Source organism: Pedobacter psychrophilus, assembly GCF_001652725.1.
Classification (GTDB): domain Bacteria; phylum Bacteroidota; class Bacteroidia; order Sphingobacteriales; family Sphingobacteriaceae; genus Pseudopedobacter; species Pseudopedobacter psychrophilus.
Window position 1 is genome coordinate 175,406 of sequence record NZ_LWHJ01000022.1, and the last position, 13,095, is coordinate 188,500.

8 protein-coding genes are annotated in these 13,095 nt (G+C 32.7%); 7 read left to right on the plus strand and 1 reads right to left on the minus strand.

The window, feature by feature from the left end; all coding sequences use genetic code 11:
* The first annotated feature begins 645 nt into the window (after window positions 1-645).
* The 5 genes from A5893_RS05585 (at window position 646) to A5893_RS17660 (ending at window position 8,362) form a co-directional block, all read left to right on the plus strand.
* The gene (locus tag A5893_RS05585) at window positions 646-3,840 is read left to right on the plus strand and encodes a SusC/RagA family TonB-linked outer membrane protein (RefSeq protein ID WP_068821571.1); all 3,195 of its coding nucleotides are present in this window, start codon (window positions 646-648) and stop codon (window positions 3,838-3,840) included.
* Window positions 3,841-3,859: 19 nt separating this feature from the next.
* Window positions 3,860-5,608 (plus strand): RagB/SusD family nutrient uptake outer membrane protein, encoded by a 1,749-nt coding sequence (locus tag A5893_RS05590; protein ID WP_068821572.1) that lies wholly within the window; start codon window positions 3,860-3,862, stop codon window positions 5,606-5,608.
* Window positions 5,609-5,680: 72 nt separating this feature from the next.
* Window positions 5,681-6,961, plus strand: coding sequence for a T9SS type B sorting domain-containing protein (locus tag A5893_RS05595; RefSeq protein ID WP_068821573.1), 1,281 nt, complete (start codon window positions 5,681-5,683; stop codon window positions 6,959-6,961).
* Between the two features lie 7 nt (window positions 6,962-6,968).
* Window positions 6,969-7,898, plus strand: coding sequence for a PorP/SprF family type IX secretion system membrane protein (locus tag A5893_RS05600; protein ID WP_082911350.1), 930 nt, complete (start codon window positions 6,969-6,971; stop codon window positions 7,896-7,898).
* A 299-nt stretch (window positions 7,899-8,197) separates the two neighbouring features.
* Window positions 8,198-8,362, plus strand: coding sequence for a hypothetical protein (locus A5893_RS17660; protein WP_157687479.1), 165 nt, complete (start codon window positions 8,198-8,200; stop codon window positions 8,360-8,362).
* Window positions 8,363-8,544: 182 nt separating this feature from the next.
* Here A5893_RS17660 and A5893_RS05605 read toward each other — a convergent pair whose 3' ends face one another.
* A complete protein-coding gene (locus A5893_RS05605; protein WP_068821575.1) occupies window positions 8,545-9,432 on the minus strand; it encodes an AraC family transcriptional regulator in 888 nt (295 codons plus the stop codon).
* A gap of 158 nt (window positions 9,433-9,590) precedes the next feature.
* On the opposite strand from A5893_RS05605, the gene A5893_RS05610 reads away from it, so the two are divergent.
* Window positions 9,591-11,168 (plus strand): sulfatase family protein, encoded by a 1,578-nt coding sequence (locus A5893_RS05610; RefSeq protein WP_068821576.1) that lies wholly within the window; start codon window positions 9,591-9,593, stop codon window positions 11,166-11,168.
* 59 nt (window positions 11,169-11,227) lie between these two features.
* Window positions 11,228-13,084 (plus strand): sulfatase-like hydrolase/transferase, encoded by a 1,857-nt coding sequence (locus A5893_RS05615; RefSeq protein WP_068821577.1) that lies wholly within the window; start codon window positions 11,228-11,230, stop codon window positions 13,082-13,084.
* Window positions 13,085-13,095: the final 11 nt, after the last annotated feature.

Below are 13,095 nucleotides of genomic sequence, written 5' to 3' on the forward strand. Positions count from 1 at the left end.
TTTTTAAATTTTCGAAAATAATATATGGAATGTTAAGTTATGGAACTTATCACTCTGGTAGCTAATCCTAGCATTTTTGTCTAGAAAAATAATGGTTGTTAAATTAACATTAAAAGTTTTTTAAGAAATCTATTTCTATTGTAAACGAGTAATCATTTTTCAATTATTGTACTGAATATTAAATATGAATTGATAATAATAATCATTTCAAATTTTATTAGGTCATGTGAACATTTTTGAAGGTTTTGAAAAAAATTAATAATAATATTTTGAAGGAAGGAGTACTCTTTATGAAGAGAGATTAACTTCAATTAAGATAACAAGCAATAAAAGACTAGTAAAATAAATTTCAGATACCCAATTGTTTTTTAGAAAGTTATGAATAGTGTTACGATAAAACATACTAATTGATATGCGACAATTTTTACAAAAAAAGCTACAAAAATATTAAATATCATATTTAACAAATAAGTAAACTTGGTTAAGTTTTTTAGAGTAAAAACACTGAGTTCTTTAATGAAAGCTAATTAGTTAGTTATTCTAAGATCAGGCGTTAATTACTATTTAAAACCAAACCAAATAAACCAATCCGAATAATCGGACTAAAACAAAATCTTTTTCAAACTAATTTTTAAAGGACCTTTTATGAAAAAAATCTTTGGGGAATTTCTAATTCCCTACCAGTTAATCTGGTCTTTAAACAAAAAAAGGCTTGCTCTGCTTGTCTGCACAATCTTTACTGGTTTATTTATATTTGTAAATCAGAATTCTTATGCCCAAGAGGCAAGAAAACCAATGTCTGGTACTGTAACTGATGAAACGGGAGAAAAACTACCTGGAGTTTCTGTTAAAGTTAAAGGCCAAGAAAGAGTTACCCAAACTAATATTGATGGTCAGTATTCATTTAACGTGGTGCCAAATGCTGTATTGGTGTTCAGTTACTTAGGCTATGAAACTAAGGAGGTACCAATTGCTGGGAAAGAAATTCTAAACGTTGTTTTGAAAGTTTCTGCATCAGCGCTTGAAGAAGTTGTTGTAGTGGGTTATGGTACTGTTGCAAAAAGCGATTTGACTGGGTCTGTAAGTACTGTAAAACTTAAAGATGTTAACGAAAATAAGGTAGTATCTATTTCAGAAGCTTTACAAGGGAAAATTGCTGGGGTAAACATTGTTACAAATACAGGTGAACCTGGAGGCGCAATAACTTTTAATATCAGAGGGATGACTTCCATTACAGGAAGTAACCAGCCATTAATAGTTGTTGACGGTCAGCCTATTGAATCTGCATTTAGTGCTACAAGTGCAGGACAAGGTTTAGATGGAGGTGCAGAGATTCCACCTGCTGACCCTTTAGCATCTATCAATCCAAATGATATTGCTTCAATTGAAATTTTAAAGGATGCTTCTTCTACCGCTATTTATGGTTCTAGAGGTGCAAATGGAGTGGTATTGATTACTACGAAAAGTGGCAGCGGCACAAAAGATCAGGTATCTTTTTCTACAAGATTTGATATGAGCCAGATTCCTAAGCAATTGGATATGTTGAGTTCTTATGAATATATGATCATGAAAAACGAGGCTAACGTTAACGATGGTAAAGCACCAGTTTATAATGATAACACTTTAGATTCTATATCTAAAGCTCTAAATATCAATTGGCAAGATGAGGTTTATAGAAATGCAATATCTCAGGATCATCAAATCAGTATTACTGGTAAAGATCAAAAATACAGCTATCTATTATCTGGTAACTATTCTGACCAGCAAAGTGTAATTCAAAAAGCAGGTTATAAGAGAGGTGGTGTCAGGCTTAATTATGAAAGACAAATCAGTCCGAAATTAACAGTAGGATTAAGAACATACCTTTCCGTTGCTGATAGAAAATTTGGACTACAATCTAACTGGACAGGTATTTTAGGTTCAACAGTTGTTTTAGGAGCATTGTCTTTTAATCCTTTACAAAATCCTTATGATCCTGAAACAGGTGATTTTGATGAGGATTTAGCAAATGGACCTTTGTTATTAATTAATAAAGTTATTGATCGTACTTCTATAAGAACTGTTCTATCCAATTTTAACGCAGACTACAAAATCAGTAAAGATTTAACCTACACATTAAAGGCAGGTATAAATGAAATTTACTCATTAAGAAATGTTTACTATCCTACCGGAACTTTTATTGGGAACTCTGCCCCAGGAGGATCTGCAACTAGGGCTGATAACAGAAATGCAAATTATGTAATAGACAACTTACTTACTTACAAGAAAAATATCGCAAAAAAACATGCTATAAATGCTGTTGCCGGATATAGCTACCAACGTTGGTTTAACAATTCTACCAGTGTTACCAATTTAGGCTTTCCAAGTAATACTTTAACTTATAATAATCCTGCTGGTGCAGCTTTTCCTGGTAGAACATTTTATAATTTGAATGAAAGAGCATTAATGTCTGTTTTAGGAAGGGCAAATTATTCTTATGACAAACGTTATTTATTAACGCTAACGGCTCGTTATGACGGTTCTACCAGATTATCTCCAGGTAATAAGTGGAATCTATATCCATCTGTAGGTTTAGGTTGGAATGTCTCTAATGAAGATTTCTTTAAAGAAAAATTAGATTTCATGTCTTTGCTTAAAGTTAGAGCAAGTATTGGTGTTGCAGGTAATGACAATATAAGAGTTGGGGGTTCTCAGGCTTCTTATAGCTTAAATTATTATCCCTTTGGTTCTAATATTAATCCAAATTATGTGATTTCAGACTTTGATAATCCTACTTTAAGATGGGAAAGTACAACCAAGTACAATGCCGGCGTAGATCTTGGTTTTATGAAGGACAAACTTAATTTCTCAATAGATTATTATAAACATGTAACCACAGATTTATTAGTGAACCTAACATTACCTGGTTCTGTTGGTTATGGAAATTATTTTACGAATGTTGGCGAAATAATGAATCAGGGACTTGATGTTGAAGGTTCATATTATATTACTCGTAAAAACTTTAATTTAACTCTAGGTGCAAATTTTTCCATCTTCAATAATAAGGTAGTTAGTTTAGGAGAAGGCGGAACCATATTTGGTCGTACTTTCTTTGCAGGAGGTGCTATTTTACTAGGACAGCCGGTAACAGCTGCTTTTGTTGGAGAGCAAATTTCTAATTTCTATGGTTACAGAACCGGAGGAATATATCAAAATCAGGCAGAAATAGATAATGATCCGGCTTTGGCAAATGATAATGGAAGGTCTTTAATTAGACCTGGTATGATCAAATATTTGGATCTTAACAATGACGGTCAGATTTCAGGAGATGATAGAACCATTATTGGAAACCCAACACCAGATTTTACATTTGGCTTTAATCCAAGTATCTCGTATAAGAAACTAACTGCCAGCATGACTATTTTTGGTAGCTATGGAGGAGAATTATTAAACTTGAACAGATGGATGGTTGGTTCTAATCACGCCAATACAACTTATAATTCATTGCGAGATTCTTATGAAGGAAGATGGTATGGAGAAGGAACAAGTAATTTATATCCTCGTTTAACAACAGATGCGGTTAGGTTACAGCAACGTTTTCCGGATTGGATGGTAGAAGATGCTTCTTTTGTAAGGTTACAAAACTTAACGTTTGGATATAATTTCAAAACGCCTCAAAGTCTAAAAATTTCAAGCTTAAGAGTGTTTTTAACAGGTACTAATTTGTTTACCATTACAAACTATTCTGGTTATGATCCTAATGTAAACTCTTTTGGGCAAAGTTCTATTGATAATGGAATTGACCTAGGGACTTTGCCTCAAGCGAGATCGTTTTCAGCAGGTTTCCAACTTACTTTTTAATCACTTAACGATAGATAAAATGAAAATTTTAAAATATATTTTTCTCTCATTACTTTTTGGAGGATTAATTTCCTTTAACTCATGTAGTCTTGATGAAGTAATTAAAGATACACCAACTCCTGCAACGGCAACTTCAGAAACAGATGTAACTGCAATTATTGGAGGTATGTATTCCAGATTTAATGATGCAAGTATGTTTAAATTTCAAAGTTTTAACATGCTAATTCTTGGGGCAGATGATATCTTTTCTACTGCTGGCTCTGAAGCAGGGCCTTATGCTCAGCGTACTTTCTCAAGTGCTAATACAGCTCCAATGTGGAATAATTTATACGCCTGCATTGCAAACGCAAATAATTTAATTGAAGTTTTAGATAAACTTACTTTATCTCCTGCATTTGAAAAGAGGGCTTATGGTGAAGCTTACTTTATCAGGGCCTTTAGTTATTATTATCTGGTTAGACTATATGGAGGTGCGCCAATTAGAAATACAGCCATTCACTTTGATACCGATTTCTATTTACCTAAAAACACGGTAGATGAACTTTACACCCAGATTTTAAGCGACTTTAAATTAGCCTCTGAAAATCTACCTTTACAATCAAGCATAGGTGCTGACGAATTAGGCCGAGCTTCAAAAGGTGCTGCTCAAGCTTTTTTATCAGAAGCTTATTTAACTTACGGCAATCAACTGTCGCTAGCTGGGCAATCACCAATTACGCAATATCAGCAGTCTGTATTATATGCCGATTCTGTAATAGATAGTAAAAAATATGTTTTGCTAGCTAATTTTGGAGATTTATTTGACATCAATAAAGAAACTGGTGCTTATAGTGAAGTGATTTTCGGTGTAAGATTTCAAACCGATGCCTCAGCTAGAGCCCAACCTGCTGCCGGATCAGAATATGCTTCAAATTTTGGTGCCTCAAACACTTTTGGTGTTAGTGCAAGTGGAGGTAATGGAAATAATACTTTTAGGGTATCACATTGGTTTGCTGATTATTATCGTAAAGGTGATTATTCAAATGGTGTTTCTAAATTTACTCCAAATATTGATTATAGAAATGAAAAAGCATTTGTTCAAAGAGGATTTAATGCAAACAACGGAAGATTCTTTGCTGTATATCCAAACATTCCAGGCTCTACTGTACCAGGTTCGTCTACTGATGGTACTATAAACGATCCATTACTGGCTAAATATCAAGATCCTGGAGGAAAAGATGCCCGAAACCATGGTAATGATTTATTTATTATAAGATTTTCTGCGATTTATTTGATAAAGGCTGAGGCTCTTAACGAATTAAATGGCCCTACTCAACCAGCATTAGATGCTTTTAACATGGTTAGAGCAAGAGCAAGAACTGTAAATTCTGTACCAGAGGCCAGGACTATTCCTGCTAATTTAACTTTAACAACGGCTGTAGATAAGAAAACTTTCAGATTAAAAATCTTTGATGAGAGAGGTCTGGAATTTATTGGTGAAGCAGTAAGATGGTTTGATTTGGTGAGGATGCAAAGTCCGTTAAACTCATCACAAACTATGTACGAGTATCAATTTAAAACTGTTTTGAGTGATGCTACTAAATATCCTAGAATATTACCTACAGGATATAATGCGAGTACACAACTTTATACTCCAAATACTTCTAGAGAAAACGCAATTTACGCACCAATTTTAAATGTATCTGTTCCTAAGTTTTTATTATTTCCGGTACCTAATACAGAGTTGGTCTTAAATACAAAATTTGGACAACAAAATCCAGGCTGGTAAAATATAACTAGAAATACTATCAATTAACAATCGGGTAAGCTTTAAAAGCTTACCCGATAAACTAAATAGATTATGAAACAAATTTTATTATTTATAGCTATTCTGATAAGTAGTTTCGCTTTAAAAGCCCAAACTGTATACTTTGATCAGAATTTTAATTCATCAACAAATTACACAACATATGCAGCAACAAGTCCTTCTGCAAATCAATTTAATGCTATTGCAGTTGTGGGGAACACAACTGTAAATACAACTAATGGTAAATTACAATTTGTTAAAACTAATACTACTGGTATAAATAGAGGAGGTTTTACAAGAAGTTCAAATTTTGCAGGTGCTCCAACAACAGGAGCATCTTTTCTTAAAGTTTCAATGGAAATTACCATAACAAATAACAATGCGGATGTTCCAAGTGGTTTCCAATTTACTATTGGGGAAGTATCTGGTGCGCCAGCTAAACCAGGTGATGGCAGTACACATTCTAATATTTACATAAATCCTACCGTAAATGCCGGCGAGTTTACCATAGGTACAGGGTCTAAATCAAGTAAACCATTTACAGGGAAAAAAACTATTGTTTGGTATATAAACAACAGTGGTTTGCCTGTAGGCTACACTGATCCTAATGGAGCAATCTCTACTGTAGAAAACGATGCGGCAGATGTGTGGGTAATAGATGCGAGTACTAAAACTTTAGCTATTGATGAAGAACCTGCCACAACACCGGCTATCAATCTAAAAAACTTCAAACTATCAAACAATCCAAATTTCACGGCAACTTTAGATATTGATGATATACTATTAACCGAGGAGCCAGTAGTAAAGGTGAAAAAAATAGTAAGTGCTGGTTCTGTAGCTAGTGTTACAGTGCCTTTAAAAACTACTTTTGATAGAGCAAAGCTTCCTCAAACTGTTCAGGTGACTTATGATGACCAAACGACTGATATTGTAGGAATTAATTGGGCGCCAACTACAGTTTATAATCAATATACTTTAGGAACCTACGCCGCAACAGGAACTTTGATTCCTATTAATGGCACAATTAATCCACAGTTCATTACTGTTCCTAGCAGTGTTACTGTCAGAGATGACATTAAACTTTTAAATGCTTTTTCTCCAAATGGGGATGGAAAAAATGATACTTGGGTGAATCCTGAATTAAGCTATTATCAAGAAGTAGATGTACAAGTTTATGATAAAGCGGGTCAGCTTTTGTTTCAATCTAATGACCCTTTAGTGGGATGGGATGGTAAGAATAAAAACGGTGAAATTATAGCAGGTTCTTATTTCTATATCATTAATGTTCCTTCTTTAATCTTGACAAAAAAAGGGGTAGTTACAGTTATTAAATAATACAATTATGAAAAGATATTTTATTTTAAACATCCTGTTGCTTAGTATAATGACTATATCCTTTGCCCAAAGCAGACAGGATATAGCTAATTTTTCACAGTATCAACAATATTTTAATCCTTCTTTAACTGGTAGTAATGGTACAGTGGTTAAGAATTTTTATAGAGACCAATGGACTAGTTTTGAGGATTCCCCAAGAACTTTATTTCTTTCTGGAGAGTATAATCTTAATGATGAGAAAACTGAAGGTACAAACCATGCTTTTGGAGCTGCAATTTTGTATGACACTTATGGCGCATTAACTACTAACTATGTTAACCTATCTTATGGAGCGGGAATAAAAATTTCTGAAAAATTAATGTTTAGAGCTGGTGTTGCGGCAACTTACAACAACACTAAATTTGATCAAAGTAAGTTAATTTTAGGTGATCCTAATGATCCGGCATACAGTTCAATTATGAATGCGCAAGGCTTAAATAAATATGGTTTAAATTTAGGTGTTGCCGTAACTTCTGACGACTTCTATGTAGGCTATTCTTTAGCTGATTTAGTAAAGGGTGGGGATTCTGAAAATATTTATTTTAAAGATAATTATGTTCTACAACATACTTTTAACGCAGGCTATAGAATGCCATTTTCTGGTAATATCGGATTGATTGCTAATGGAATTTATCGTTATGATAACAACCTTAAGGGCACTGCCGAAGTTCAGCTAAAAAGCGTATTTCTTAACACATTTTGGGTAGGTGCGGGCTATAGAAATGATGTTGCTTATACTGTTAACGCTGGATTAAGATTAAAGCAATTTGTTTTAGGATACAATAGAGAAATTTCATCGGGTAAAGTAGGTAATTCTTACCGTGGAGGAAATGAAATTAATTTAGCATATTATATATCTCCCAAATTTGGAAATTCAAAAAAATTGAATTTTTGGTAATCAAATTAAAGGTTATCTCCAAATAAAACTCTGTTAAAACTCCAGTAAATGTTGAACACAATTACTGGAGTTTTATAAATGAAGAATTTTAATTAGTTTTTCAAATTTGGATCAATTATTTGGAGACAATCTTTTTTAATATAGAAGTAATAAAACCTATTCTATTCCTACCTTATATACATCAAATCTGAATGTTATATACAGTTACCAACTTTATCTTTTCTTGAACTATCTGGTAAATTAAATTTGCTATAATCTATTATTCTTTAATAGAAATCGAGATTTATTTTAGATTATAATTGTGTAATGCTAATTCAGTTTCTGGTTCAGGAACTTACGACCCTATCGCTAAATCTTTTTACCTTAATTATAAGTACACCAATGCGGCAAAAAATTATTCTGTAATGGATACTTTAATTTTGAGACAAGCTCCAGAACTTGATTTAAGATTTGAAACATGGTAACTGATATAGTTTTAATAGAGATTAATAAATGAAGAAAATAATCTTTGTTTTTATTTGATGATTTGTGGGTCAATTAAAACACTCATCCAAATAAATTCTATTGTCTTTATTGATGATAAGATAGTTAAGATTTAAGTCATTTTTAATGATGACGAATTAGGAAAGTATAAAATTAATTATTTCTATGATAAGAACATCTTTTTTGCTTGATGCCTTTTTCTAAACTCTAAAGGCGAAAAAGATGTTATTTTTCTAAACTGTTCGTAAAAATTAGAGGCATTTACAAATCCACATCCAAAATGTATATTTCCAATGTTTTCATTACTTTCTATCAATAATTTTTTAGCATGGCCTACTCTTAATTCATTCAGAAACTGCATTACTGATTTATTGGTGTGGGATTTAAAATATCTACAAAACGCAGTAGATGACATACATGCAAGTGACGCAACTTCATCAAGACGTATTTGCTTACTAAAATTAATTATTAAATAATCAAATACTTTGTTTAATCGCAACATATCACTTTCAATTAAGCTTGTGCTGTAACCAATGCTTACCAGCAAACGGTATTCTGTTGAATTTGCCATATCATTAAGAATGTCGATAAAAGCTATAAAACGCTCAACTCGTTTTTTGAGGTATGCTTTTTCAATTTTATCTGCTATGTGTTTACTTGTTTTCCCAGTGATGTAAACACCCCGGCAAGCTCTGTCAAATAATTCTCTGATACCTTTGAGTTCGGATAAACTAAAAAAACCGTTTCCAAAACTGCTCTCATTGAAGAGGATTACATGCGCTTTAGTATGGTATTTTGTCTCTTCTACATAATGCGATGGTCCGCTTTTCCAACAATGCGGCAAGTTAGACCCCACAATTACTAAATCACCCTCCTTATAGCTTTCTACGCTGTCTCCAACAAATCGAGTGCCCTGTCCTTTAACAATAGACATGATTTCAATTTCGAGGTGCATATGCCATGGAACTATGAAATAGGGGCGTTCCACTTTAAGTATATTATAAGTTTCTTTATCCGGTAAATAAATATGTTGGAATATAGGTTGACTCATGTCTTGCTAAGATACCATATTATTTAGAGAATAATCAGGAATTTTACCAATGAAAATCTACTTATTTTTGAATAAGCCAATTGTAATATTATAAATTTAGCCAATGATTCTTTATTGAATAATTTGCTGACCAGTAAAAAACTAAAATTCATCATTTTATGAAAATAACTATTTATTCAAGATATGAAAACCATCTAAAAAAATATGTATTAGTTATTATAATAGCCTGTTTTATAGTTTCTTGCAGTGCCCAAAAAAATAAAATTATTAATACTCAACAAAAACCTAATATCATATTCATCATGTCTGATGATCATGCATATCATGCAATAAGTGCTTATGATAAAAGTCTTATACAAACACCTTATATAGATCAAATTGCAAAAGAAGGCGCTTTATTTAAGAAAGCTTATGTTACAAATTCTCTTTGCGGACCAAGCAGGGCAGTTATTTTGACTGGTAAATATTCTCATATAAATGGTTTCAGAGATAATCAAGACACCTTTGATGGCAGCCAGCAAACGCTTCCGAAAATTTTAAAATCAAATGGATATACTACAGGGATTGTTGGGAAATGGCATTTGAAAACTGATCCACAAGGCTTTGATTATTGGAACATCTTACATGGACAAGGAGATTATTATAAACCCGGTTTTAGTAAGCTGGGAAAAGATACACTTTATAAAGGCTACGTAACAGATATTACCACAGACCTTGCGCTAAATTGGATCAACGCTAATAAAGAAAAACCTTTCTTTTTAATGATTCATCAAAAAGCTCCGCATCGTAACCAAATGCCACCACTAGATAATTTGAATCTTTTTAACGATAGAACTTTCGAAATGCCCAGCACATTTTATGATGATTATAAAAACAGGTTGGCGTTACAGCAAAATAAAACTAGTATGATCAATGATTTAGATATTGATCAAGACAATAAAGTGCCTTGCGATACTTGTGGAAATAATAAAACAGACAAATTTAATCCTAATGCATATAAAAGAGAAATTAAACGCTTAAGCCCAGAAGAAAAAGCAATTTGGGATAAAGCTTATCAAAAAGTTTATGCGCAATATGCCAGTATCAAGAACAAAGATGAATTGATTAGATGGCAGTTTCAAAGATATATGCAAGATTATTTGCGTACCGTAAAATCAGTTGATGATAACGTGGGCAGAGTTCTGAAATATTTAAAAAACAATAATTTAGAAGAGAATACAATTATCATTTATACCTCAGATCAGGGTGTGTTTTTGGGCGAGCATGGGCTTTACGATAAAAGATTTATGTATGAGGAATCTTTTAGAACTCCAATGATGATTAGGTATCCAAAAGGAATTAAAAAAGGACAAGAACTAGATGAAATGGTCATGAATTTAGACATCGCTCCTACACTTTTAAGTTATGCGGGAATAACGCCGCCTAATGATATGCAGGGCATGTCTATGAAAAAAATCTTATCTGATAAATCAAGCTCAACTACCTGGAGAGATAAAATATATTATCATTATTATGAAGACGCTTATGGAATAACTCCCCATTATGGCATCAGAACCGATCGCTATAAACTGATTCATTTTTATGGAAAGTTAAATACTTGGGAGCTTTACGATTTACAAAGTGATCCTCAAGAAATGAAAAATATATACGATGACAAGACATATGCTAATCTGCTAGAAAACCTAAAGAAAGACTTGAAAGATTTACAATTAAGGTATAAGGATACCAGCAACTGATTTTTGAACCAAAATAGAACAAATAAAGCTACCTCTATAAAAACATTAAAACATTAATTATGCGTAATCTCTTTTTTATATTTTCTGTATTGATGATTTGCTCAATACATAGCATCGCCCAAAAAAATGATGAACGCCCAAATATTCTTTGGATAGTTAGCGAAGACAACACGACCATGCTAGGTTGTTATGGCGATAAATATGCTACTACACCTAATATTGATAATTTTGCTAAGGAAGGTGTTCTTTATCAAAATGCTTTTTCAAACCCAGCGTGTGCAATTTCCAGAGCTGCATTAATCACAGGTATGCACCCAAGCTCTCTTGGAATTGAATTAATGAGAAGCGATTATCCTATTCCAAATTCTATCAAGTTTTTTCCTTCATATTTAAAAGAGGCAGGTTATTATACAACAAATAATGCAAAAGAAGATTATAATACCACTAAAAGAAAAAATGTTTGGAACGAATCGAATGGCAAAGCAACTTACAAAAACAGAAAGCCGGGACAACCATTTTTTGCAGTATTTAATTTAGGTGTAACACACGAAAGCAGCATTGGAATTCACGGCTCTTACGAAAATTTACAGCATGATCCAGAAAAAGTAGTAATACCTCCTTATTTGCCTTCCAATCCCGAAATGAAAAAAGATTTTGCGCTTTATTACGACAAAATTGAAAAGATGGATAACCAGGTTGCGAAACTGTTAAAAGAATTAGATGAGGCAGGTTTATCAGATAATACAATCGTTTTTTATTATAGTGATAATGGTGGTGTTTTGGGAAGAAGTAAACGGTTTTTATATGATTCTGGAGTACATGTGCCACTTATTATCCGCTTCCCAGAGAAGTATAAATCTTTGGCTCCATCTCCAATAGGGAGTATAACTGATAGGGTAGTTTCTTTTGAAGATTTTGCTCCAACAGTTTTAAGTTTGGCAGGTGTTAAAACTTCTAAAAATATGCAAGGTGTTCCATTTCTTGGGAAATATCAAGAAGCTGAAAAACAATACGCACTTAGTTTAAGAGGAAGAATTGATGAGACCATTGAAATGTCAAGAACTATAAGAGACAAGCAGTATAGGTACATCCGCAATTATATGCCTCATAAAATTTACGGACAACATAACGAGTATTATTGGGAAACGAAATCTATCGTTTCTTGGGAAAAAGCTTTCAAAGAAGGGAAACTAAACGCATTACAATCTTCTTTTTGGTTTGCAAAACCTACCGAAGAATTATATGATGTAAATGCAGATCCATATAACATAACAAACCTCATCAACGACAAAAATTACAAGAACATTTTAGAAAAGATGCGAAATGATTTTAACAAGTTGATGATTAAAAATAATGATGCAGGCTTTATACCAGAATCAATGCGTGTTGATATTTCTAAAAATAGCACTGTTTATGAGTATGCGCAAAGTTCTAATTATCCATTAAAAAGAATTTTAGAAACAGTTGATTATACCATTAATCGTAACAACGATCATTTACCCGAATTGATTGCTCGATTAAATGACGAAAACCCAATTGTGAGGTATTGGGCAGCAACAGGCTGTACCATTTTAGGTAAAAAAGCGCTAAAAGCAAAGAAGAAACTTACTGAATTATTAAATGATAATGAAGCTGTTGTTAGGATAGCAGCTGCTGAAGCTTTATATAGTTTGAATAAAAGTACTAAAGGCATAACAGCTTTAAATAACAGTCTTCAATCTGATAATGAGTTAGAACGTCTTGAGGCTTTAACGGTATTAGAAAGCATGAATAAAGATGTTAAATCAGCATTGCCTGCTATAAAAAGCATGATTGATTTGCATGAGGATAAGAAGAATCAAGAAAAGCAAACTTGGCAATTACCGCATGATGTTAAAGTTGCCAAACGCATTGTTTCTAATATACAAATGAATTAAAATTTTAAAAT

Excerpts from the sequence above, each read along its gene's own strand:
- A5893_RS05585 (WP_068821571.1), top strand. The coding sequence starts at position 646 with ATGAAAAAAATCTTTGGGGAATTTCTAATTCCCTACCAGTTAATCTGG.
- A5893_RS05590 (WP_068821572.1), top strand. The coding sequence starts at position 3,860 with ATGAAAATTTTAAAATATATTTTTCTCTCATTACTTTTTGGAGGATTA.
- A5893_RS05595 (WP_068821573.1), top strand. The coding sequence starts at position 5,681 with ATGAAACAAATTTTATTATTTATAGCTATTCTGATAAGTAGTTTCGCT.
- A5893_RS05600 (WP_082911350.1), top strand. The coding sequence starts at position 6,969 with ATGAAAAGATATTTTATTTTAAACATCCTGTTGCTTAGTATAATGACT.
- A5893_RS05605 (WP_068821575.1), bottom strand. The coding sequence starts at position 9,432 with ATGAGTCAACCTATATTCCAACATATTTATTTACCGGATAAAGAAACT.
- A5893_RS05610 (WP_068821576.1), top strand. The coding sequence starts at position 9,591 with ATGAAAATAACTATTTATTCAAGATATGAAAACCATCTAAAAAAATAT.
- A5893_RS05615 (WP_068821577.1), top strand. The coding sequence starts at position 11,228 with ATGCGTAATCTCTTTTTTATATTTTCTGTATTGATGATTTGCTCAATA.